We start from the raw sequence: 24,161 nt of genomic DNA, 5'->3' as shown, positions 1-24,161 counted from the left end.
CCGGTCACGTTTATCTTAAGTCAGGGCATTGAAGCAATCGAATAATGTCCCCTCTGGCAATGAGGCCGCATGGCGAATATCATCCAATTCCCCACTCACCACGACCCTCCCGTTCGATAGTAGAACGAAGTCATCGCATATTCGCTCCGCCGTGTCCAGCACATGCGTACACATCAACACGCCTGCACCGCGGCGCCGTTCTTCTTCAAGCAGCGCAAGAAAATCACTCGTAGCTCTTGGATCAAGCCCGACAAAGGGCTCGTCTACAATATATATGTCAGGACGAATTAGAAAACCGATCATTAACATCATCTTCTGCCGCATTCCTTTGGAGAAGCCATCCGGCAAGTGATGTTTGACCTCAGTCATGCGGAATCGTTCCAATAGTGCATTTCCTTCTCGCTCCAGCACCGTCTCGTCTAATCCATAGACCGCTGAGGCGAGGCTTAAATGCTCCCATAGCGTTAACGTCTCATAATAAACCGGTTGCTCTGGTATGTATGCATAATGGTTTCCCGATTTCGAGAAGTTAATGGTCCCCTTCACATCTGTCAGCAGTCCCATGATTGCCTTAATCGTTGTGCTCTTGCCAGCTCCGTTGGGACCAATCAGGCCAGTTAGCTGACCGGACTTTACTGCAAATTCGATTTGTTCAATCGTAGAATGATGGCCGTCGTAGCCAGCCTCTTCGATTTTCACCTCTAGCAATGTATTCGCCACTTCAATCCCCACCCGTACGATAAATTCAAGTACTACTAGTTTCTTATTTATACGTCCGCACTCAAACCATAGTTTCACTTACTGACTTTTGATGAACTGAAATATTCAATCGTTATTCCAAAAAGAAGGCCTCCGGAATACCGGAGGCCTTCTTCTTATATATTATTTTATTGCGATAACCTCAATTTCTACAAGTCCGTTCTTTGGTAGTTTGGCAACCTGTACGGCGCTCCGCGCTGGATAAGGCTCCGCGAAGAAAGTTGCATAAACTTCATTCACCGCTTGGAAATCATTCATATCATCTAGAAAAACCGTTGTCTTGATAACGTGCTCCATACCATATCCCGCTGCTTCTAGAATCGCCTTCACATTGGACAAAGAATGTCTGGCCTGCTCCGCAGCGGTTGGCGGAAACTCGCCGGCTGCGTTCATGCCTAGCTGTCCCGATGTGATCAGCAAGTTCCCAAACTGAACAGCTTGGGAATATGGCCCGATTGCACCTGGTGCCTCAGAAGTTGCGATTGTCTTTCTTTCTTGTTGTGTCATATGGGTTCTCTCCTTATTAGCGCATGGTCTTGCGCATTATATATTAAAACTACAAAATGATGCTTCCGATGTGCGTTTTTTCAAAACGCTTCAGTTGGATGAAGCTAGAGCCTGAGGAGCGGAGCTACACGTTTTCGTAGAAAACAACTTCGTAAGCATCTGCTTAGGCCCAGCTGAATTCAAGATTCGATGTCGAATATGCTCTCAGTGTTACCTCGTGATCAAAAGCGATTTTATTTAACAGTGCCAATCTCATCATACTCCTTCAGCATTTCCTGCTGCTGTTCAGGTGTCAGTTTGGCAATGCCGAAACCCGTGAAGCCCCAGATCACAGCGAAGATAATACCTGTCCAACACAGCATGGCCCAAGGCAAATACGAGAGCGTCGCTACGCCGAGCGTACCCGCCATATAAGCACCGGCCGCTGTCCATGGCAGAATAGGTTCGATAATGGACGCTGAATCCTCAATTGTCCGACCCAGGTTCTTAGGATGTAATCCGCGACGGACATATGCTTCACGAAGCATTTCACCAGGCATCAGAATCGACACTTGACCGTTGCTAGTTACCCCGATCATTGTAAGCCCGGTAGCGATAGAAGCCAAGATCAGCGAGCCTGTGGAACGTACATGCTTGAGAATCTTGTTAACGATCAGTTCTAGCGACTTAGTTAACGAAATCGTTCCTGCAAAGGTAATGGCACAGAAGCAGATGAGCAGCGTACCCATCATAGAGTTCATACCACCACGATTCAATAGCCGAGGAATATCCGGAATGACTGCAGCCGCATCGAAACCTTGAACGTTAACCATCGCAATGTCGAAGCCATTAATTACGGAAGTGATTACATCATGCAAAGAGAATCCTTGGAAGATAAGTCCGTTCGCCATCGCTACTATAGAGGAGATGAGCATAATCGGAATCGTAGGCTTCTTACGGACTGATCCGTACAATACGATCAATACCGGAAGTAGCAGCAGTAAATTCCAATGGAATACAGTACTTAGTGTATCCATGATTGTAACGACTTTCTCTGGTATAGCAGTCTCTGCTCCATGTGTATTTAAGCCAGTAATTACATAGACTGTTGCTGCCACGATAAATGAAGGAATCGTTGTATACAGTAGATGGCCAATATGCTCATACAGATTGACTCCTGTGGACAGAGCTGCAAGGTTGGTCGTATCTGACAATGGAGACAACTTGTCCCCGAAATATGCACCAGCTACGACTGCACCAGCTACGGCTGCCAGATTCGCATCAAGCCCGGCACCTACGCCCATAAATGCGACCCCGATTGTCCCCGCCGAACCCCATGATGTCCCCGTACAAAGAGATACGACAGAAGTTACGACGAAGGCTGTAATCAGCAGAAATTGCGGATTGATAATTTTGAGTCCATAAAAGATCATCATTGGAATTGTTCCGCCGACCATCCAGGCTCCGATCATGAAGCCGACGGTAATCAGAATCAAAATGGCCGGCATCGTCTTGGCGATCTTCTGTGCGATCGAGCCCATAATATCGTCATAGCTATAGCCGAGCTTAATGGCAATAATTCCGGCAACCACAGTTGAAGCGATAATTAACGGTTCAGGCGGAAGTTCGAACAGAATATAACCTAGACTGAGTAGAAGAATCATAGTAACAATAGGAACTAGAGCCAGAAACAGAGTAGGTTGCTTGATTGTCTTTTCCTTGATGGGCTTTGCCATAATGAGTTCCCCTAATGATGTAATAATTGATTACGATGAATGACGTATAGGATAATTTTTTGCCATACGTTCGAAGGCTTCCTGAAGCAGCGCTCTTGGCGCTCCTAGATTCAGTCTTATAAATCCTTCCCCATCAGCTCCGAATGAGGTGCCAAAACTAACGCTAACCAGACTTTGATTCTGAATCCATTCGACTAAATCGCTTTCATTTTTGCTATAAGCCGAGCAATCTACCCATAGGAGAAATGAACCTTCCGGCTTAATGATCTTCAATTCCGGCATATGCTCATTAAAGAACGCTTTGGTATAAGCGATATTCCCCTTAATATATGAGCGCAGTTCCTCAAGCCAATCATCACAATCCGTATACGCAACCTCCAGGGCAGGTACGGAGAAGAAGGTTGGATTATGAATGCCCGCCTGTCTTAATCCATGACGGAAGCGCTCTCGCAATTGTTCATTAGGTATTACAATGTTGGCGATCTCCAAGCTTGCCAAGTTGAAAGTTTTGCCTGGAGAGGTGCAAATGATCGAGCGCTCCGCCACCTGCTGCGACAACTTGGCTATAATCGTATGCTCATGTCCTTCGTGAATAAAGTCAGCGTGAATATCATCCGATACGATAAGTGCATCATAACGGATGCATAACTCAGCGATCCGTTCCAGCTCCTGCTTCGTCCATACACGTCCAGTCGGATTGTGCGGCGAAATAAGCAGAACGATCTTGATCCCGTCCTTCATCTCACGCTCCATGTCATCGAAGTCGATCTCATACTTTCCGTCTCTAAGTAACAGCCGACTCTCCACAAGCTGTCTGTCATTAATTTCGACTGCATTCGCAATCGGCTGGTAAGCCGGGGTATGCATCAGAATACGGTCGCCCGGCTTCGTAAAGCGCTCAATGATGATCGATACAGCTTGTACAATCCGTGGACAGAATACGATCCAATCCTCCGGTACAATCCAGTTATAGGCTCTCTCAAGCCAGCGCTGTACCGTTGTATAATAGGGTGGGCGCGCATCGGTGTATCCGTATATTCCGTGACGCGCCATTGCAGCAATCTTGTCAACGACCTTGGGTGGTGCTTGAAGATCCATATCCGCTACAGAGAGAACGATTACATCTCTGCCCAACGTATCGGCGGCCCCATCCCATTTGGCGCTATTCGTGTCAAACCTGCTAATGACTTGATCAAAGTTATAACTCATGATGATGTCACCCTCTTGTATATAATTGTGTTACTTCAGCTTCTGAAGATAGCGATACACTGTAGGCTCCGAGATCGATAATGCCGTTGCTACCTGGGAGACGCCTCCCTTCAACAAGAAGACTCCAAGCTCATTCAGCTCACGTACGATTTCAATCTTCTCCTGCGACGACAAGCGGTCCGTCGATATCGTTATCTTGCTAGTTACCGAGGAGATCATATGCTGTAGCAGATCATCCGCATTGCCTTGCAAATATTCTGTCGCCTGCTTTTCTTCCTTCGGTGCTTCGTCCACCGGAGGTATCACATACGGATTAGGCCCTCCTTGCAAAATATGCTGAACCCATTCAGCAGCTACCTCCATATGGGTAACATCGATATTCAAGCACAGAAGACCGACCAGTTCATTCCTATCATTCTTAATGAAAAATGTCGACGAGCGAAAGCTCTGTCCAAATTTGCCCGATGCCTTATAGTTAGCAATGAACTGTTCCTCATGATACGCCTCGGATTTGAGAATCTTCAATACGAGGTCGGTAGAAGCATCCCCTACCTTACGGCCGCTAATGTATCCGTTCTCAATAAAGATAATAGAGTGCTCTGGATCACTAATATCATGTACGACGACCTCGCATTTAGGTCCAATGATTGCCGCAATGAAAGAGGCCACCGGAAAGAACTTTTCTAAAAATTGCCGATTCTCGTTCACCATTAAAATCTGTCTCCTTCCGTCCGGGTCATGCATTTATTTTATTAGAATAATAATTTATTATCTTGATAAAAGAATATCACACCAATAAACCGTTTTCAATACTAGATCAAAAATAATCCTCATGAAGTAAAACAAGCCTATACCGTCACTTTTGGTGACATGTATAGGCTTCTATATATTCATTACTACACTCGCTTTAAGTCCGTCTCATATAAGCTCGCACAGTAAACGGTGCAAAGATCAACACGATCACCGCAGCGCCGACCAAAGATATGGCCAGGTCCCAGCCGACGGTGCCTGAGTTGGCCATATCACGTACAGCCGTCACCAGATGCGAAATCGGATTGATCTTCACGAACCACTGTAGCCAGTTCGGCAACGTCTCGACTGGCACGAAAGCGTTGGAGAGAAAAGTGAGCGGGAACAGCACGATCATCGAAATACCTTGCACGCTTGAGGCCGTACGAGCAATAACACCGAAGAAAGCGAAGATCCAGCTGATAGCCCAGGAGCAGAGAATGACGATAATCCCGGCAAGGGCTACATGTTCGATGCCTCCTTCTGGTCGATAGCCCATAATATAGCCCATGGTAAAAGTCAGCACGGTCGCAATCGTATAGCGGATCGTATCAGCGAGTAGTGCTCCTGCGAGTGGAGCAATCCGCGCGATCGGCAGCGACTTAAAGCGGTCGAACACGCCTTTGTCCATATCCTCGCGCAACTGGACGCCGGTAACGATAAATGTCGTTATGACGGTCTGAACGAGAATACCAGGGATAATGACCGGCAAGTAACTAGCTACATCGCCAGAGATCGCCCCGCCAAAGATATAGGTGAACATCAAAGTAAACAGGATTGGCTGCAGTGTGACATCGAATAATTGCTCCGGTGTGCGGCGAATTTTTAGCAGTCCCCGGTAAGCCATCGTTAGCGAATGGCGCAGCGATTGAATGAAGCTGGTGTGATTTTTTAATTTGCGTTCCGCTATAGGTTGAATGGAAGTTCTCATACCGTCGTTCCCTCCATGGTATTAGATTCATAGGCTGATGCAGCGGCATCTGCCGCAGCATTAGTTGCCCGTTGGCCGGTGATCGTCAGGAAGACCTCGTCAAGGGTCGGCTTCTGCACGCTCATCTCCGACAGAGCAATTCCTTCGCTGCGCAGCGCGATCAACAGATCGGTGACGAGATCTGCATTCGCCATCGGCGCTGTAATCTCCCCGGCCTCTGAAGAGATGCCGGACGGTACCTTAAGCACTCGCTCGATCAGGCGGCGAGCCTTCTCGATATCCTGCGCATTATGAACTCGTAGATGCAGGGACGAAGTACCGACGGACATCTTCAGCTCATCGGCAGTGCCTTCAGCGATAACCCGGCCGTAATCAATCACGGCGATCCGGTCAGCTAATTGGTCGGCCTCCTCCAGATATTGCGTCGTAAGCAGTACGGTCGATCCTGTATCTACTAATCGGCGAATCGTATCCCACATCTGAGAGCGTGTACGCGGGTCGAGCCCGGTCGTCGGTTCATCGAGGAAGATGAGCGGCGGCTGCGCGATCAAGCTGGCGGCCAGATCCAATCTGCGCCGCATGCCGCCGGAGAAATTTTTGAGCGGACGTCTTGCCGCCTCGGATAAGCCGAATTCCTCCAGCAGTTCCTCTGATTTACGCTTTGCCTCTTTACGTGACAGGCCGAGCAGTCGCGAGAAGATGATTAGATTCTCAGTAGCGCTGAGCGATTCGTCGACGGAAGCGTATTGCCCCGTTACGCCAATCAACTGCCGCACGATCTGTGATTCCTTGATCACGTCATGACCGAAGATTCGTGCCGTACCTGCATCCGGCCGTAGCAGTGTGGCCAGCATGCGGATCGTCGTCGTCTTACCCGCTCCGTTAGGTCCGAGCACACCGTAGATCGAGCCGGCGCGCACCTTCAAATCTACGCCATCGACCGCGCGGTTATCTCCAAATATTTTGACAAGCCCATGAGCCTCTACGGCCCATTCACAGCTTCCCGACAAGCTTTGCGTTTCATTGATATAATTCACTTCATTTCCCCCAATACAATGTTATTCCGAGCGGCGGGTACTCCCGTACTTTGAACCATCCCGTCGTGCTTTAATATGACCGATTTGAATACGAGCAGAACGCAACCAATCAAAGCAACCAAGCTACCAGAAATAATAAAGGCAATCTGCGGACCAAACGTCGTAACCAAGTACCCGCCTACAATCGGACCGATCAACGCTGCTGTTGAAGTTACGCTCGTCACCGCCCCGAACACTCTGCCTATTAAAGCCTCTGGGGTACGTTGTTGCAGCATGACCTGGAAAGGAATGAACGTCATCCCCGCACCTAGACCTGCAAGGACGAACAGAATCAGTATGATGATGACACCAAGTTGATTGAAGGTTCCTATGATTGCGAATGCTCCTGTAAAAGCGAATACCAGACCGAGCAGCATCCCGCCAACACCCATCTTCAGCAGCGGAGAGATAGCGTATTTTGAAACGAATCCGTTCAACCCCGCGGCCAGCAAAGTACCAAACCCACTAGCGGCAATGCACCAACCTAATAAATCCTTCGGAAGATTAGGGATATCACGAAACAATACGATCGCTTGCGAATCGGCGATTTGCAGAACAAGCAAGGTCATCGCCAACATTAATGTACTGAAGGCAACCAGGGGAATCCCGATAATCTCGCGAATGCCCGCCCCAGCTCACTCGGAAAGGCCGGTTTTAGCTTGCTTAACACTAGATACTTCTCCTGCGTCTGTGTGAGCTTTCGCAATTTTCCCGGGAACAAACAACAAGAGTAATGCCGATAACAGAAATGAAGCAGAATCGATCATAAAGCAGACCGACACACCGAATGCCGCAGTAAGCATCCCGCCAAGCGCAGGTCCTACGATCTTGCTTCCCTGCTCAATAATTGCGCTATAGGATACTGCCTTCTCCAAATGCTCCTTGGGTACAACCTCTTTGATCTTCCCATTCTTCGCCGGCGAGAACATCACATCGAATATGCTCTTGGCTACGATCAATACATACACCTGCCATATATCCGTCACGAACACCAGACCAAGCACAATAAAAATTCTGACGACATCTGCCAGGATCATCAGCTTCTTGCGTTCCATTCTGTCGGCCAGCATTCCTGCCAGTGGACCGCCTACCAACATGGGAAGCATGGAACACAGCATAATTGTCGTAATTTGCCAAGGTGTTGCATGCCATTTCAGCCCAACCATCATTAAGAGCGCCAATAAATGCAACCAATCACCCAAATTAGATATAAGCTGTGAAGCCATCAGTGACATGTAAGCCCGATTATGAAATAGCCCCTTACTTCCCTGTGGCATTTCCTGATCTACCATAAACCTCACCCACCAATTCTCAATTTGTTACGGACCCAAAGTACCGACACTATTAACTACCGCCAGCTCCTTTAAGCCATTACAATTCCGAACTTTTTCTACGACTTATGTTAAAACATAAGGAATTTTCATCCATCCGTCTCGAGGATGAAATCAGGTGCCAACTGAGGGATGATTTTTTATAGGGTCGCAAGAAGGACGACAACCGGAGCAAAAGACACGCACTTTAAAAATAAATACCGAAAATTGTGATAAATTATATTTTTTTTAATATGGGCTTGATCTAAGATAGCATTATTCCTAACAATTTATAGCTCATTAAAATATTAGAACAAGGCGGGATGATAAATGTTGAAAACCGAGGAACGCGGGACCGATTTGTCACTGCATCTTTATCGCGTATTTTCGAAATCCTTCAAGAGCGTCAACGACCATGCCGTAACAGGAAGCAAAATTCAGGGCTTCAACCCTACGGCCTTCGCTGTTATGGAGGTCCTCTATTACAAGGGCCCGCAACCAATCCAACAAATAGGTGCCAAACTGCTGCTTCAAAGTGGCAATGTTACTTACGTCATCGATAAGCTGGAATCTGCCGGATATTTACACCGGAGTCCTTGTCCACGGGATCGTCGCGTTATTTTTGCTGAATTGACTCCTCTGGGCAAAGAGCTGATGGATCGGTTGTACCCTGATTTCTCTGATCGAATCGATCACGCGCTAAGCGGATTGAACGAAGACGAGAAGCAAACCATGATTGAATTGCTGAAGAAAATGGGACGTGAAGCGGAGAAATTAGCCCCTTTGGTGCGTAAGTAATTGTTCTTCATTTCACATGTACAGAGCACAAAGAAGGCTGCCCTATCTAAGGACAGCCTTCTTTGGCTTTTCATTAATGCGACGGATCCATATCCGTCTCTTTATGGTGATTGTGCACATCCCGGTGGCGGCGGTCATTCGCCTTTTGTTGAGTCTGCTGCACGCTGTGGCTGTTGACCGCTGACTGCTGCAAGTGATCATCTACATTGCCGAGATTTTTGTCCCGACCATTTGCTTTTGCCATCTCTTTTGCCTCGCTTTCTCAAGATGGGTTCGTAATCCGGTGTAGAGCTTGGGCACATTCATGAAGATGACGCACATAATCGCCGGTCATCTCCTGAAGACGTTCATTTTGCTCATTCACCGTCTGTCCGCCCTTCTCTACATCGACCAGTTCCACTTTGACTTCCCGAGGATCCATATAAGTACAAGAAAAATCGAAGGAATAGAACTGGTGGCCTGCCGCATTAATATGAACCCTTAATCCTTGAGGATCACTATCATCGGCGAGCACCTCGGCCGAATCCCCTGGACCCAGAAATTCCGGAAGCTGCTGCTGCCAGGCATGGACTAATGTATTCTGATCAACATTGAACTCCTCTAACATCGATAACACCTCCCCTTACCGTATAAGGTGCGGAGAAGGGCGATGTTTTATTCCTCTTTAACCTCTGGTGCCTGATTGCGAAGTCCCAATACAGAGAAGACGCCGATGACCGAGATGACAGCCATAACGATAAATAAGATATGCAGACTGTCGCCAAGCACATGCTTCAAATCATTCCACAATTGCTGCGGAAGAAGATGGACCTTTTCCGGCGAGAGCAGGTTGTTAATATCCTCCTGTTTGACCTCTGCCCCTGAGGATGTTCCTTTGGCTGTCCGTGCTGCAATTTGCATATTGATCAGTACCCCGAACACTGCAACACCGATCGTCTGCGCGATCGATTTCACGAATGAGTTCAGAGCAGTCGACGCCCCCGAAGGTTGTAGCCAACCGAAGACTGTGCAATGACTGTAAATACGGTAAAAGAAAAACCAAAGCCTATTCCATACAGCGCATTAAATACTAATATCAAGAACATTGGCGTTCCTTCGTGAACAAAGGCCAGTCCGATAGCACCAATAGCGATAATTATCATACCGATTAAAGAGGTATTACGTATTCCTCGACTGATCAGCCACCGACTGCCCAGCATCGAGCCCACCATCCAGCCAATTGACATCGGCGCGAGCACAAGCCCGGAGATCGTTGCATTTTTGCCAAGTACGCCCTGTACATAGAGCGGTAAATAAAATGTCAAACCCATTAACAGAGCGCTTGCAAGCACACTCGCGATGTTGGAGTAGGCGATATCTCTGATCTTGAATAGTTTGAGTGGAAGTAGCGGCTCTTCCACCTTCTGCTCCACAATAAAGAAAATAATAAGCGATATAATCGATACGGCAAAAATACTGAGCAGAAACGGCGAGTTCCAAGCCCACTGCTGTCCCCGGTCGCCAGACCGAACGACATCGCAGCCACCCCAATGGTAAAGGTGATTGCTCCGGCATAGTCTATCTTCACTTCCCGTTTCTCGACCTTTTCCTTGAAATAGCGGATGATCATAAATAAGGAGATCAACCCGAACGGAAGATTAAAATAAAATATCCAGCGCCAGTCCAATGAATCTACCACATATCCGCCAAGTAGCGGACCAACGAGGGACGAGATACCCAGACCGAACTGATCATCCCCTGAACCTTAGCACGCTCTTCTATCGAATAAATATCCCCGATGATGGTAAAGGTAACGGGAAGTAGAGCTCCAGCGCCGATCCCTTGAATCGCCCGGAAAATAATGAGCTGCTCCATCCCTGAAGCAAAGCCAGACAGCATCGATCCCGCCAGAAACAGAACCGATCCGATCACGAATACAAGCTTACGTCCATATAAATCGCTGATTTTACCAAAGATCGGAGTCGTCACCGACATCGTCAGCAAATAAGCGGTAAATACCCAACTTAACAGCTCCACTCCGCCGATATCTCCGACAATTCTTGGTCCTGCTGGGCCAATGACCGTCCCTTCAATCGCAGCCAGAAATGTAGATAATAATAGCCCGGCTAATATATAATTACGTTTTATTGTTGCACTCACTGTTTAACTTCCTCTCTCTCTGTCTATAGAAGTTGAACAAAAGGAATGCAAGGAATAGGCAAGAGGGTGAAATGATTCTGGAGAAGCGTAGCGTTCGCCTTTGTGAATGGATTTCTACCTCGTTAGATTCTATGAAATCAAGAAATCCATGAACAACAGCGATCGGAAGAATATTTCACCCGGCTGCCATCATCCTTATAATCATTAGTTCAACTAATATTGAAATGCATTCACTACATTATAAATGCCTCCCTTTTAAAAGAAAAGACGAACAAGCGGGAATAAAGGCATATTTTGCCTCCCCCGCTTGCTCGCTTTTTAGAGGTAGTTCAAAAAGTTCGCTTTTGATAAGAAAACCGATCGAAGTCATTCAAGGATGAGCGACCGCGATTCAAATGTAGGTTTTCTTGCGATATAAGAATTCCATCAACTCCGTTGACAACGAATAAATTCTATATCTAACACGAAGTAACACTGAGAGCTTAATCGACATTCGAATCTTGAATTCAGCCGGGGCTTCCGGTGCTCACGTACAAACTACGTACGCTCCGCTCCTCAGACCCTAGCTTCATCCAACCTTCTTGGTGCTGAAAACCAAACTTTTTGAACACATATTTAACTTACAGACATTATCTTGTTCTTGCCGTGATCTAATCACGAAATCACCGTAATCCGGTCTCCAGACTTCCCTGGTTCATCCTCCAAATAGCTGTCTTCTCACCCGCGAACAATTCCGGCTCATGAGTAATCATTACGATTGCCGCTCCAGAGGCCACAGCATCCTTGCATAGATCAGCCAGCTTGGCTACACCATGCAAATCTGTACCTGCTGTCGGCTCATCAAGAATATACAGCTTCTTGGGCACGATCATTGCAGCAGCTACACTCAGCAACCGCTTCTCGCCTCCACTTAGCATATAGGGAGATATGTGCTTCCTTCCCTGCAGCCCTGCTATGGCAAGCAGAGCTTCGGCCCGCTTTAACACAGGATCTGGCGTCTGCTCACGTGGCCTCAGCCCCATAGCCGCACGGGGACCGAAGAGTAGTTCATCCAGTACCGTATTCGCAACGAATTGATGCTCTGGTTGCTGAAATACATAGCCGATATCCTGCGCGATCACTGGCAAGGATAGACGGGCTATATCCTGCTCCTGCCACCATATTCTCCCCTTAGGAGGTGTGAGCAGACCCATGAACAGACGCGACAGTGTCGTCTTCCCGACCCGTTTTCCCGCATAAGAGCAGCCACTCGCCAGCATACAGAGACAGATTTATATTCTTCAAGACATCCCCTTTGTTCAGGTCATAGGCATACGATAAATCTTTAATTTTCAGCAACGGTTTAACAGAGGAGCCGATTTGAGGCTGGCCCTCGGCCTCTAGAGTAGATGAGGCATATCCCTCACGCTGTATCCGATCAGGTAGGAGGCCCAGCTTGACCAAGCTCACCCTCTCTCGTTCAAGTAGGTGCTGACTTGGCCCGTCCAGGATAATCTTCCCGTGTTCCAACACGATCAATCTCCCAGCGGCTGCAGCGAATTCATCGATCCTCCCACTCAGGGTCACAATGGTACAACCTTGACCCCGTAACTTGTTAAGCAGTAAGAGCAGCCGCTCCTTTGCAGTAGCATCCAAACTTGCCGCTGGTTCATCGAGCACAAGAATCGGTGTCTCCAACGACAAAACGGCAGCAATCGCCGCACGCTGCCGCTGGCCTCCAGATAAATTATGCACGTTATCCATGCGGTAATCGCTTAGATCAACTGCATCTAGCGACTCCGCAACCCTGTGTTCTACTTCCTTTTTGTCACAGCGCATATTCTCCGGACCGAAGGCTACCTCATCCTCGACACGCCCCTGTACTAGCTGGGCATCCGGATCTTGAAATACGACGCCAATCCGCTCGGTAACCTGACGTATTCCTCCATCTTCCTCTGGATCTATGTCGTTCACATGTATCATTCCGTTGCGAACTCCGCCCCAGTCCGGGGAAAATATCCGCAGAGCAGTCCCGCCAAGGTAGATTTCCCACTGCCGCTATCCCCGTTATATGCACCCATTCCCCAGGTTTTACGAGGAACGAAATCTCCTGCAGAACAGGCGTGGCATCCTCCTCGTAGGCATAGGTGACATCACGAAGTTCCAGTGAATGGACTAAATCTTCAGGAGCAGGAATCATTGATTTACCCTTCTCCCGCTGCTAACCGCGAACCGTCGCAACAGACCGCTGCGGCTCAGTACATCACCCAACAGCTTGGTCAACATTCCACACATGACGATACCACTCAGAATACGAACACCAAGAGCGATGAGCAACACGTTCGTTCCCCATGCTGTATAGCCAAACATTCTAGATGCGAAGAAGAACCAGATCGGAACCATGGCACCCCCTGCCAGCATGAGCACTGGAAGGTTCCATTTCTTATAACGAAACGCCGCAAATACTAATTCAGCAATCACTATATAACAGGCAGCAGCAACGAAGCAGGACGCGATACCGTAGGCCGAACCCATGAAAGACTGGACTACGGCTCCAATGCCATATGTAATGACTGCCGTTCCTGGTTTCCGAATAATGTAATAGGCAAGCAGACCATAAACCATATATAAACCTGTTATTGTAGACGTTGCTATCGGCCCGCCCAGCCCATTCAAGGCCTGGTTAAGCGGCGAGATAAAAGTCGTCATCACACCGTTGGCTGCCGCCAACATGGCCATCAGCACAATTTCAATTGTTGTAAATGCTTTGAATACTCCTCTGTTTAAAGACTGACTCATTTGTAGTGTCATCCTCCCTGATTGTTAACCAACAATTTAAATTTAGGTTAACAATTATAGTACGTCAAGTCTTTTTTTAAACGGACCATAAACAGACTGTCACAACAACACTCATGATTATCAGAGCATATCCGACAATTCCAATCTCTACTTCCCGCAGAAAACTGCGCACCGGATAAGCGCCGAAGCCCTTGGATTCCATTGAGCCGGCCGTCTGCTCCACACGTCTTACCGCTCCGGTAAATATAGCTGCAAGATTGCCACGCCACATCCGCCATCGCTCACCGACACCACGTGGCTGTCTGCCGAAACGCAGTTGGCGCGCTTGCCTAGCTATCCGGCCTTCCGATTCAAGCAACGGCAGAAAAGTTAGCGCCATGGATACGCCAAAGACAAACCGGTAAGGGAGTTTCAGTCGTGTAGTCAGTATAGTGACAAAATCCTTGGGATCTGTGGACTCAATATATATGATCGAGGACAAGAACAGGCAGAACATGCGCAGTGTAATCGCCGCTGCATACTCGGCGCCCCCTAACGAAATCTGTAGAAGCCCCCAAGTGACAAACGCTTCCCCCGCCGGTGCCGCGATGCTAGTGATGATGAACAATGGCAAGCCAAAGACAGCAATAAATCTCAATCTGCGCCCTAAGCATGGCCAGCTCATTCCCGCACCATAACGGGCTAAGCCGATGAACACGAACAACATAATCAACAACGGCTGCGGTTTGTCCCAGTGCATCGCCAGAAGAGCAGCACAGAACAGAGCGACCAGCTTACTGAGCGGATCTATGGATTTCAGTGCCAAGCCTTGTCTGAATCGATGATCTACGTGTAACTGGGTCACAAATATTTTCCTCCTGAATCAAAATCTCTACGCAACAAGGAATAGATTAACAGATCCACGAAGCCTTCCTCGGTTCGCTGATACTCTCTTAATAGTCCCTCCTCGCAGAAAGTAAAAGATTGCAAAATGCTGCGAGAAGCGCTGTTTCGTGGATCAACCAGAGCTTCAATACGGTTCAGCCCCATTGTCATGAAGCCATAATTCAGCATTAATCGGAGCGCTTCCGTCATATAGCCCTGTCGCCAGAAATCACGCCCAATATCATAACCAATCTCCCCGCGATAAGCCCCCGATAACTCCCATGTATTGAAGCCACAGCTTCCGATCAGTCTCTGCTCCTGCACCAGCTCGATTCCCCAGCGCATCGTATCCTCCGTCTCGGACAAGCCGTTCAGGAAATCGATCATCTCCGACGTCTCCTCCACGGAAGTGAACACAGGGACATTCATATATTTAACAACCTTCGGATCACTCCAATAGCGGAACATATCCGCGGCATCAGCCTGCTCCATCCTTCTTAGACGTATTCTCTCGCCTTCCAGCACCGGAATCTTACCACCGCATTTGAACAAAAGACTCATCTCCTCCCCTGCGCAATCAGTTGTTTTTATATAAGCATAGAACAGGAGGCAGAGTCAAAGTGAAAAAATAAGCCCGGCAAATATGCCCAAATAGTATTTTTTAATAAATAATTTTTGAACAATCCCGAAATGCCCTAATTCACAATATAATGCAGCATATTCATCCGGGTGATCGGCAGATAATATAGGCACATTCTTTGGATGCTCCACCATAGTTCGACAGCTAAGGAGGTTCACTCTCATGACGATCTATTTGATGATTGCTCTGTTGGTCGTTGCCAGTCTAGGACTGGGAATTATCACCTTCGCTTTTCAACAGCTTACTCATATGAAACTGCAGACCACCGATAAACTTTTTCAATATTTAGAGCAATCCGGCGTCTACAGTCGGGAACGATTCAGCCATCTGAAGAAACAGGACGTCCATATTCTCTCCGATGATGGACTACGCTTATGCGGTTACGTCATAGAGACCGACCCATCGTCCAAGGATTGGACGATTATCGTCCATGGCTACACCGTCTCCATGCTAATCTCTACTCAATATATCGATCTCTTCCAGAGCGAAGGCTTCAACATTCTACTCATTGACCAGCGCCGTCACGGGAATAGTGAAGGGAAATATACAACCTACGGCTATTATGAAAAATACGATATTGCTGCATGGGTCAGATGGATATCACATAATTACGGAACCGAATGCAGCATCGGTCTTCACGGTCAGTCACTCGGCGGGGCATCCGTGCTCGAATATTTGAGCATCGTCCACCCTAACGTCAAATTTGTCGTTGCAGACTGTCCATTCTCAGATTTAACACAGCTGGTTCGTCACCAAGCAAAAACGGTCTATAGGCTCCCCTCCTCCCGCTCCTGCCCATCATCAATAAAATATTGAAGCACAAAGCCGGGTTCTCCATGGAACAAGTTAGCCCGCTTCAGGCGGTAGAACATAGCCATCTTCCTGTCCTGTTCATTCATGGTACGAAGGACAATTATGTGCCCACATCTATGAGCGAACAGCTCTATGAGCACAAGGCCGGACCCAAAAGCCTACTCCTGGTGGACGGAGCAGTTCACGGTAATGCTTATGCTGTAGCCCCTAAGGAATATAGCGAAGCGGTCCGTCTATTAATTCACCAAGCGCTCAGGATCGAAGTCCATCCGACCAGCATAACCTCTATCTCTCCCGAATTAACTGGGGCCACCCAGCAGGCCGCATTACCACTTTCAACCTAGGATAGTGGCTTTCAACGGTCTGACATTCATACTATAATAAGGCGTAATAGCCCGTGTTTAAAAGCGGACTTTCTGAACTACCTCTATATAGATAAAAAGGAGATGGGCGCATGTTCCATACAATCAGCTACACAGGTTCCCGAGAAGAACAGCATAATCAAGTCATATCTCAATTAAAATCACTAATCTACGACGAACCTAGTAGAATTGCTAATCTAGCTAACGCTACTGCTCTATTAAACTTCTATCTATCAGACATTAACTGGGTAGGCTTCTACATGTTCGATGGCAAGGAACTTGTACTCGGCCCATTTCAGGGACTACCGGCCTGCATCCGCATTCCGCTTGGCAGGGGGTATGTGGGACAAGCGCTATGGAGCGCCGTTCAGTTCGGGTAGATGATGTACATGCCTTCCCTGGTCATATTGCTTGCGACGCCGCATCGAATAGTGAGATTGTGCTTCCGGTAATTAAGGGAGAGGAATTAATTGGTGTACTCGATATTGATAGCCCGCTGAAGTCCCGCTTTGACGAGCTAGATCAAGCTTTTCTAGAACAATTCGTTCAGGTGCTGACGGAGCAGCTTTAGCCGATAATCAATCCTCAGCCTTCCATGAATTAACTATTTGGCTCACCTAGACGTGAATAATTTCACTGCTTTTAAATGCCGATCTGGCATGATGAATATGTAAAGATGTGAAAACCCCTAATTTAAAGCAAAAAACAAAGTTGAGAAGCGGTTTTATCCCTTTTAATGCCATTTACTGTTAAATAAGAGAAAATGATCGATTTCCTTCTTCCCATTTTTTCAGTTATGATATTGAAAGTGTATGTTCAGAAGTCGTGCTTTGGAGTCGCTTACTCAATTATTAATGAAAGGAAGGGTCGCACCATGTCAGCGTTCCAACGAATCCGGCCTGGTAATCTCAAGCCGCTCGTATTCTTCACCGTTATTATGATTCTGAAAAGTTACCTAGCGTGGATCACGATATTTGATCAAATGCCGGTTGGGACCGCTACTCAAGGAACTCCCATTTATCCTGATCCTGTTCTGTCTGATTGAGGTCTTCTCCTCCAAGAGGAAATTCGGGATTTATCTAACGGTTAACCTGATCGTTACTGCCGTCTTCTTCGCAGCAATTATGTATCATAAATATTACGGCGTTATCGTCACCTATCATGCGCTTCAGCAAGTCAATCAGGTAACTGCAGTAAAGAACAGTGTGTTCTCACTGCTAGCTCCATATTATTTGCTTATTTTCCTTGATATAGTCGTGATCGGCTTCTGGCTAATGCGCAGGAAGAGAGCGGAAAACTCAAGAGTCTGTTCAACTTGAACAGAGTAAGCAAGAGCTTTGTAGGGGTTGTAGCCGGGGTATCACTTGCCCTGTGTATTTTCAACATTTGGCCGAACCGGGCCAGCATGAATGAGATCAAGCAAGCGGAGCAAATGGGAATTCTTAGCTATGAGACCTATACGATTCTATCAAATAAAGAGGAAGATCTCGTAGATAAGGATGAAATTACCCAAGCAAAGATCGACAAACTGAAAAGTGTTCAGAAACAAGAAAATCCACAGTTCTTCGGCGCCGCCGAAGGCAAAAACTTGATAATTATTCAGTTGGAGTCCTTCCAAAACTTCCTGATCGATCTGAAGATCGACGGGCAAGAGGTTACTCCGGTCATGAACTCGCTTGTTAAAGACAATCTCTATTTCAAGAATTTCTATCAAATGGTGGGCCAAGGAAATACATCGGATGCCGAATTTGTCGTGAATACGTCCTTCTATATTCCTTATAATGAAGCAGCAACACAGAATTATCCTGACAAAGAACTGCCGAGTCTACCCAAACTGTTGAAATCAAATGGCTATGATACCGCTACCTTCCACACGAATGTGGTAGATTTCTGGAATCGCGGCGAACTATACAAAGCGATCGGCTGGGATCGCTACTACGATCAGGAGTTCTTCGGTCAAGATGACACAGTATTCTTCGGACCTTCAGATGAAGTGCTGTACAGGAAAACCGCTGAAGAACTGAGCAAAATGCAATCAACTGGAGTTCCATTCTATTCACAAGTTATCTCTATGACGGCGCATCATCCGTTTACGATTCCGCACGAGCTGGACCGGATTACACTGCCGGAGAGTTATCAGAACAATATGGTCGGCGATTATATCCGCTCACAGAATTATGCGGACTATGCACTTGGCTTGTTCATTGACGATCTGAAGCAGCGCGGAATCTGGGATAACAGTCTTGTTGTAATCTATGGTGACCACCTGGGATTGCCGAAGTTCTCGCTGGATAAGCGAGGTCTGGAACTAATGAGCGAAATTTACGGCCGCGATTACAGCTACCGTGACATGCTTAACATCCCGCTCGTGATCTCGATTCCGGGTCAGACTGAATCCAAGGTTATGGATAATGTCGGCGGACAGGTCGATATTCTACCGACCGTTGCTAACCTACTTGGTGTCTCTATGGGCAATCAGATCCATTTCGGTGAGGATATACTGAATAACAATTATAATTTATTACCGCAGCGTTACTATCTGCCTTCCGGGTCATTTATTAATGACAAAGCTGTGTTCATGCCAGGCACCTGGTATGATGACGGTACTCAGTTCCCGTTAGCCAAGGACGGCGTAAGCCAGGCCCTTACTACGGAGGATGAATATAATCGGGCGCTTGATCTGCTTCGCTTGTCCGACAGCTATGTACAGCAGCTACCGGATCGCCAGAAGGACGATCAAGAGTAAAACTCTATATATTAAAGAACCAGGCTGCCTTCTTAGGCAGCCTGGTTTGTTATGTTTACATATACATCATTCTAATAGTGTGTGTTCAAAGAAAGGACTTTTTGAACTACATTTAGGTTCAGACCTGCAGTACTCCTGGTCTCGGTGTTACGCCAAAGGCCCTTGCCAAATCGAGCAGCTCTTGATCCGAGATGGTCTGCTCTTACCACCCTGCGCACATACAATCGTGTAGACCTGTGCAGCCTTCTCAGCTGTCTCGATCAATCCGAAGGTCTCATCCATCGTAGTCCCCGCTCCGAACACACCATGATACGGCCACATCACAATTCGAACATCCTTCATTCTCTCTGCGGTCGCTTCCCCAATCTCATTTGTGCCCGGCACCACCCATGGAATGATTCCGACGCCTTCAGGGAACACAACCAGACATTCTGTACACATCTCCCACAAGGTCTTTGTGAAATGAACCTCTTCCAGAGAATGTGTAAATGTCATACCTATCAGATGTGTTGCATGGCAGTGCATGATAACCCGGTGCTTAGGATCCACCTTTAGGCGCTCCATATGATTCATCAGATGGGTTGGTAGCTCGCTTGTAGCCACTCCCCCATCAGCCAATCCCCACAGAATCTCATAGCTGTGTCCATCCTGCCCGATACGGATAACACCAAGGTTCACTTTTGGGTCCTGGATAACATTCTTAAAGTATTTTCCGGAACCTGTCACAACAAAATACTTTCCTGCCAGTTCAGAAGCATCGAAGCTCATCGGAACCGTGCGCTCGACCCGCGAAACATTTAAATAATTGCTTACTTCTTCTTCCCCAATCAGATAGCTGATATTACCCCCGTTACGCTCATCCCAACCTAAGCGATATAAATTGGCCGTAGTATCGCACATTTCCCGCAGAAATGGCGCTGTCAGTATATCTTGATGCATACTCTCACCTTACCCTCGTTGTAATGTATGAATTAATGACGTCTCAAATAGAACATTCTGTTTTTTTCTTTGTTTCCAACATCATAATACCACGTAAACAAAGAAAATCAAACAGTATTTGTTGTTTTATTTCCGTTTATAATGTAATTAACTTCTGTTTTTCTATGAAACAACATAAAAAGCAGAAATAATTTTGGTTTTTGTAGTTTCTTTTTTATTTTCATTATGATTTATGTACAATAGATTTATGTTCACTTAGGAAAGGCGGGTTCCAATGAAGGCTTTTGAGCGAAAAGAAAAAATAATTCAAGAGTTACATAGACATAAAAAAGTGCTCGTCTCACAGCTGGCAGCCAGCTTCGAAGTTACCGAGGAGACGATTCGCCGTGATCTGGAGAAGCTCGAGCAGGAAGGGATCGTTACCCGAAATTATGGCGGAGCCGTACTAAACGTCCATATCAATGATGATCTACCCTATCAGACGAGGAATACGCATAATATAGACGAAAAAAGAACCATTGCCAGCTTACTTCTACCGCTGATTAACGATGAAGATACACTAATGACCGATACAAGCTCCACCGTATTTGAAGCGCTGAAGATCCTAGAGTCTGAACGCGACAATCTGACCATTATCACAAATTCTGTCATTATCCTTAATGAGTTCAATCAGACAAGCCACGCGATAATCTCCACCGGCGGCTCACTCAGGCCTAAGGCAAGCTCGCTTATCGGCCCGGTGGCCAGACAGGCCATTCAGAATTACAATGTCGATATTGCCTTGTTCAGCTGTAAAGGTATATCTATGATGGGTGGTATCACGGATTCCAACGAGCCGGAGAGCGAATTGAAGCAAGTCATGAATCAGCAGGCCAGGCAGACCATTCTGCTCATAGATTCAAGCAAGTTCGACAGTATTGGCTTTGTAAAAATGCTTGAGTTTAAGCAGATTAGTTATATCATTACCGATCACAGGCCTTCCGACGAGTGGATCTCGTTCCTGGAGAATCATGATATTACACTGCTCCATCCATAATTCGAATTTCTCGATTCATTGATCTACTTGCCTTTAACTACAGTTGTAAAAAACAGGCCCCCTGTGATTGAACAGGGGGCCTGTTATAGTTTTCAAATGCTCTTATGACGTAAAGGTTACTGATTTAATTACGCCACCCTCAAAATCCTTAACGAAAAAGCTACCATTCTCGATAATACCGTAGGAATTCGGATAGTTCTCCTTAGGAAGCGAGATCGATCCTGGATTGAGTACATAAATGCCGTCTTTTATATCTGCTACAGGCACATGCGTATGTCCCTGAATAAAAATATCGCTTTCTTGAAGAGGTGGCAATTGCTCTATATTAAACCCGTGCCCATGCGTCACATATATGCGACGTCCCTCATGAAGGATCACCGTGTAGTCCGCCATCATCGGGAATTCAAGCAGCATTTGATCCACTTCCGCATCACAATTGCCGCGCACAGCCACGATTTGCTGTTTATACTGGTTCAGCGTTTCCGCGACCATAGCCGGGTTATAGCCTTCAGGCAGCGGATTTCGAGGTCCATGATACATGAAATCGCCAAGCATCACGATCTGATCCGGCTTCTCCTCCTTCACCTTCTCGATTGCCTTGTCCAGCCAGTAAGCGGACCCGTGAATATCGGAAATAAACATCAGTTTCATCATCTATCTTCTCCTTTTCAAAAAGCTCGGCTATTCTTTAATGTAACATATGGGATGTGCCCAGATCGACCTCATTATGCACAAAAGCCGCCCGCGCTGCCAAATGCTTAGCTGCGCGAACGGCTTTTATTATATTCATGCAGATCTCCTAATCAAGCTTATACTCTGTTCTCCAACGGCTTCTTCCAAATACCGAGCACCAGAGCCGAGATGACCGAGCCAATCGCTACCGCAAGCAGGAACAACAGAGCATGATTTGCCAGAGCGGCAACGAAAATTCCGCCATGTGGAGCCGGGATATTAATATTCCATAGCTGAGTTAGACCGCCGGCCACTGCCGAACCAAGGATACAGGAGGTCAGAACTCGAAGCGGATCAGCCGCCGCGAATGGAATCGCGCCCTCGGTAATAAAGGATAATCCAAGTACATAGTTGGTCAAGCCAGACTTCCGCTCTTCTTCTGTGAATTTTCGCTTGAAAAAGGTGCTTGCCAGAGCAATTGCCAGCGGAGGAACCATGCCTCCTGCCATGACAGCCGCCATCATCAATCCGTTCGTGTTGCCACTTGATGTGAATACGCCGATAGCGAAGGTGTATGCAGCTTTGTTGAACGGGCCGCCCATGTCTATCGCCATCATACCTCCAAGAACAAGTCCAAGCAGAACGGCGTTAGCTGTTCCTAGATTATTCAGTCCAGATACCAGCCATGTATTAATCGTGCTAAATACCGGATCAAAGATAAAGTACATAATCGAGCCAGTAATCAGCAGCCCAAATACCGGATAGAGCAAAATTGGCTTAAGCCCTTCAAGCGATTTAGGTAGTCCAGCGAATAGCTTCCGCAGCCCGATCACGATATAGCCGGCCATGAACCGGCGGCCAGACCACCAAGGAAGCCCGCATTCGAATTGACCGCCATCAAGCCGCCGACCATACCTGGCATGAGCGCTGGACGATCACCAATACTCATAGCGATGAATCCGGCCAGAATCGGAATCAGGAAGTGGAACGCTCCATCTCCACCGATCGTCATCAGCAATTTATACAGCGGATGATCCGGTCCACCCACCTGTTCAAACAGGAAAGAGATGGCGATCAGAATCCCGCCGCCTACGACAAACGGCAGCATATGAGAAATACCGTTCATTAAGTCCTTATATATTTTGCTGCCGACGCTTTTCTTCTCTTCTTTCTCTGGATCATCAGCCGCTTTGTTAGCGCCATGATAAATCGGAGCATCGCCTTGAAGTGCCTTTTGAATCAGCTCCTTAGGCTTGCGAATACCGTCGCTGACTGGTCTTTGCAGTAGTGGCTTGCCATCAAACCTAGCCATTTCAACTTTTTTATCCGCAGCAATAATTACCCCACTTGCCCGGCGGATTTCGTCAGCGGTCAACACGTTCTTGGCTCCTTCAGAGCCGTTCGTCTCAACTCGGATAGCTACGCCCATCTCCTTCGCCATCTTCTTGAGCGCATCTTCCGCCATATACGTATGAGCAATTCCTGTAGGGCAAGCGGTTACAGCAATGACCAAAGGTTCAGATTCCGTTCCTTCAGAAGTTGACTCCTGCTTATCCGAATGTGTTTCCCGGTCGGACCTTTGCTCCGCTTCTCGGCTTCCGTTTCGCGCCTCTTCATCACCTTCAGCCTGCTTAGCGTCAAACAACGCCGTTACTTCATCAGGTGTTCTAGTGTTCATCAATTGGTCGATGAATTCGCTATCAATTAACATCGTGGATAACGTGGCCAGCGTGCGAAGATGCATATTACCCGCTCCTTCCGGAACGGCAATCATAAAGAAGATTCTGGCTGGCTCTCCATCAATAGAGTCGTAATCTACACCACTGGAGCTTTTGGCAAATACGACCGTCGCTTCGTTAACCACATTGGTCTTCGCATGGGGCATGGCGATCCCCCACCAATCCCCGTGCTTGCCTCTGCTTCACGTTTTAATATCTTCTCCTTGAATAACACCGGATCTGTGATCCGACCATGCTTATACAGGCTTGCGATCAACTCGTCGATTGCTGCGTCCTTGGTCTGCGCCTGTAAGTCCATAATCATCGTCTCTTTGATCAACAAATCGGTAATTTTCATGG

24 protein-coding genes and 4 pseudogenes are annotated in these 24,161 nt (G+C 47.2%); 7 read left to right on the top strand and 21 right to left on the bottom strand.

What is annotated here, in order from left to right:
* Positions 1-15 precede the first annotated feature (15 nt).
* The 9 genes from RE628_RS03455 to RE628_RS03415 all read right to left on the bottom strand — a co-directional run bounded on the left by RE628_RS03455 (position 16) and on the right by RE628_RS03415 (position 8,278).
* Complete coding sequence (locus tag RE628_RS03455; RefSeq protein WP_309157433.1) at positions 16-720, bottom strand: ABC transporter ATP-binding protein; 705 nt, start codon at positions 718-720, stop codon at positions 16-18.
* A 162-nt stretch (positions 721-882) separates the two neighbouring features.
* Positions 883-1,266 carry a RidA family protein gene (locus RE628_RS03450; RefSeq protein WP_309157432.1) on the bottom strand — a complete coding sequence of 128 codons (384 nt, stop codon included), beginning with the start codon at positions 1,264-1,266 and terminating at the stop codon, positions 883-885.
* 233 nt (positions 1,267-1,499) lie between these two features.
* Positions 1,500-2,981: a Na+/H+ antiporter NhaC gene (gene nhaC / locus RE628_RS03445; RefSeq protein ID WP_309157431.1), complete on the bottom strand. Its 1,482-nt coding sequence runs from the start codon at positions 2,979-2,981 to the stop codon at positions 1,500-1,502.
* Between the two features lie 30 nt (positions 2,982-3,011).
* On the bottom strand, positions 3,012-4,190 hold the full coding sequence (locus RE628_RS03440; protein WP_309157430.1) for a MalY/PatB family protein: 1,179 nt from the start codon (positions 4,188-4,190) through the stop codon (positions 3,012-3,014).
* A gap of 30 nt (positions 4,191-4,220) precedes the next feature.
* Complete coding sequence (locus RE628_RS03435) at positions 4,221-4,901, bottom strand: helix-turn-helix transcriptional regulator (protein WP_309157428.1); 681 nt, start codon at positions 4,899-4,901, stop codon at positions 4,221-4,223.
* A 196-nt stretch (positions 4,902-5,097) separates the two neighbouring features.
* Positions 5,098-5,910 (bottom strand): ABC transporter permease, encoded by an 813-nt coding sequence (locus tag RE628_RS03430; protein WP_309157427.1) that lies wholly within the window; start codon positions 5,908-5,910, stop codon positions 5,098-5,100.
* Entirely contained in the window at positions 5,907-6,947 is a 1,041-nt protein-coding gene (locus RE628_RS03425) for an ATP-binding cassette domain-containing protein (RefSeq protein ID WP_309157426.1), read from the bottom strand. The genes RE628_RS03430 and RE628_RS03425 overlap by 4 nt, the downstream gene beginning before the upstream one ends.
* A complete protein-coding gene (locus tag RE628_RS03420; RefSeq protein WP_375143035.1) occupies positions 6,944-7,555 on the bottom strand; it encodes an MFS transporter in 612 nt (203 codons plus the stop codon). Before RE628_RS03420 ends, RE628_RS03425 begins: the two co-directional genes overlap by 4 nt.
* Positions 7,556-7,621: 66 nt before the next feature.
* On the bottom strand, positions 7,622-8,278 hold the full coding sequence (locus RE628_RS03415; protein ID WP_309157424.1) for an MFS transporter: 657 nt from the start codon (positions 8,276-8,278) through the stop codon (positions 7,622-7,624).
* 348 nt (positions 8,279-8,626) lie between these two features.
* Here RE628_RS03415 and RE628_RS03410 point away from each other — a divergent pair, with 348 nt between their 5' ends.
* Positions 8,627-9,094, top strand: a complete 468-nt coding sequence (locus RE628_RS03410) for a MarR family winged helix-turn-helix transcriptional regulator (RefSeq protein ID WP_309157423.1) — start codon at positions 8,627-8,629, stop codon at positions 9,092-9,094.
* A gap of 73 nt (positions 9,095-9,167) precedes the next feature.
* On the opposite strand, the gene RE628_RS03405 is transcribed toward RE628_RS03410, so the two are convergent.
* The 9 genes and pseudogenes from RE628_RS03405 to RE628_RS03365 form a co-directional block, all read right to left on the bottom strand.
* Positions 9,168-9,338: a hypothetical protein gene (locus tag RE628_RS03405; RefSeq protein ID WP_309157422.1), complete on the bottom strand. Its 171-nt coding sequence runs from the start codon at positions 9,336-9,338 to the stop codon at positions 9,168-9,170.
* A gap of 18 nt (positions 9,339-9,356) precedes the next feature.
* On the bottom strand, positions 9,357-9,701 hold the full coding sequence (locus RE628_RS03400) for a hypothetical protein (RefSeq protein WP_309157420.1): 345 nt from the start codon (positions 9,699-9,701) through the stop codon (positions 9,357-9,359).
* A gap of 47 nt (positions 9,702-9,748) precedes the next feature.
* Positions 9,749-11,221 (bottom strand): annotated as a pseudogene (locus RE628_RS03395) (MDR family MFS transporter).
* Positions 11,222-11,895: 674 nt separating this feature from the next.
* The gene (locus RE628_RS03390) at positions 11,896-12,426 is read right to left on the bottom strand and encodes an ABC transporter ATP-binding protein (RefSeq protein ID WP_309157418.1); all 531 of its coding nucleotides are present in this window, start codon (positions 12,424-12,426) and stop codon (positions 11,896-11,898) included.
* Positions 12,404-13,186: an energy-coupling factor ABC transporter ATP-binding protein gene (locus RE628_RS03385; protein ID WP_309157416.1), complete on the bottom strand. Its 783-nt coding sequence runs from the start codon at positions 13,184-13,186 to the stop codon at positions 12,404-12,406. Before RE628_RS03385 ends, RE628_RS03390 begins: the two co-directional genes overlap by 23 nt.
* Before the next feature lie 222 nt (positions 13,187-13,408).
* A complete protein-coding gene (locus RE628_RS03380) occupies positions 13,409-14,011 on the bottom strand; it encodes an ECF transporter S component (RefSeq protein ID WP_309157414.1) in 603 nt (200 codons plus the stop codon).
* A 76-nt stretch (positions 14,012-14,087) separates the two neighbouring features.
* Complete coding sequence (locus tag RE628_RS03375) at positions 14,088-14,855, bottom strand: energy-coupling factor transporter transmembrane component T family protein (protein ID WP_309157412.1); 768 nt, start codon at positions 14,853-14,855, stop codon at positions 14,088-14,090.
* On the bottom strand, positions 14,852-15,436 hold the full coding sequence (locus RE628_RS03370) for a GNAT family N-acetyltransferase (RefSeq protein ID WP_309157411.1): 585 nt from the start codon (positions 15,434-15,436) through the stop codon (positions 14,852-14,854). The genes RE628_RS03375 and RE628_RS03370 overlap by 4 nt, the downstream gene beginning before the upstream one ends.
* 54 nt (positions 15,437-15,490) lie before the next feature.
* Complete coding sequence (locus tag RE628_RS03365; RefSeq protein WP_309157410.1) at positions 15,491-15,649, bottom strand: hypothetical protein; 159 nt, start codon at positions 15,647-15,649, stop codon at positions 15,491-15,493.
* Between the two features lie 28 nt (positions 15,650-15,677).
* Between RE628_RS03365 and RE628_RS03360 the strand changes: the two genes are divergently transcribed.
* From RE628_RS03360 to RE628_RS03340, 5 genes and pseudogenes are all read left to right on the top strand, one after another.
* Positions 15,678-16,331, top strand: a complete 654-nt coding sequence (locus RE628_RS03360) for an alpha/beta hydrolase (RefSeq protein ID WP_309157409.1) — start codon at positions 15,678-15,680, stop codon at positions 16,329-16,331.
* A gap of 20 nt (positions 16,332-16,351) precedes the next feature.
* On the top strand, positions 16,352-16,672 hold the full coding sequence (locus RE628_RS03355) for an alpha/beta hydrolase (protein WP_309157408.1): 321 nt from the start codon (positions 16,352-16,354) through the stop codon (positions 16,670-16,672).
* A 110-nt stretch (positions 16,673-16,782) separates the two neighbouring features.
* A pseudogene (locus RE628_RS03350) lies at positions 16,783-17,261 on the top strand (GAF domain-containing protein).
* A gap of 418 nt (positions 17,262-17,679) precedes the next feature.
* On the top strand, positions 17,680-18,009 hold the full coding sequence (locus RE628_RS03345; RefSeq protein ID WP_309157407.1) for a hypothetical protein: 330 nt from the start codon (positions 17,680-17,682) through the stop codon (positions 18,007-18,009).
* Positions 18,006-19,436 carry an LTA synthase family protein gene (locus RE628_RS03340; protein ID WP_309157406.1) on the top strand — a complete coding sequence of 477 codons (1,431 nt, stop codon included), beginning with the start codon at positions 18,006-18,008 and terminating at the stop codon, positions 19,434-19,436. The genes RE628_RS03345 and RE628_RS03340 overlap by 4 nt, the downstream gene beginning before the upstream one ends.
* Positions 19,437-19,554: 118 nt before the next feature.
* On the opposite strand, the pseudogene rhaD reads toward RE628_RS03340, so the two are convergent.
* Positions 19,555-20,375, bottom strand: a pseudogene (gene rhaD / locus RE628_RS03335) (rhamnulose-1-phosphate aldolase).
* A gap of 274 nt (positions 20,376-20,649) precedes the next feature.
* Here rhaD and RE628_RS03330 point away from each other — a divergent pair.
* Complete coding sequence (locus RE628_RS03330; protein ID WP_309157405.1) at positions 20,650-21,411, top strand: DeoR/GlpR family DNA-binding transcription regulator; 762 nt, start codon at positions 20,650-20,652, stop codon at positions 21,409-21,411.
* Positions 21,412-21,513: 102 nt separating this feature from the next.
* Here RE628_RS03330 and yfcE read toward each other — a convergent pair whose 3' ends face one another.
* Both yfcE and RE628_RS03320 read right to left on the bottom strand, forming a co-directional pair.
* Positions 21,514-22,062 carry a phosphodiesterase gene (yfcE, locus tag RE628_RS03325; RefSeq protein ID WP_309159348.1) on the bottom strand — a complete coding sequence of 183 codons (549 nt, stop codon included), beginning with the start codon at positions 22,060-22,062 and terminating at the stop codon, positions 21,514-21,516.
* Positions 22,063-22,220: 158 nt separating this feature from the next.
* Positions 22,221-24,159 (bottom strand): annotated as a pseudogene (locus tag RE628_RS03320) (fructose-specific PTS transporter subunit EIIC).
* Positions 24,160-24,161: the final 2 nt, after the last annotated feature.

The sequence above is a fragment of the Paenibacillus sp. D2_2 genome (assembly GCF_031199965.1).
GTDB lineage: Bacteria > Bacillota > Bacilli > Paenibacillales > Paenibacillaceae > Fontibacillus.
Note: the sequence above shows the minus strand (reverse complement) of the source record. Positions and strands in the feature narration are given on the sequence as shown.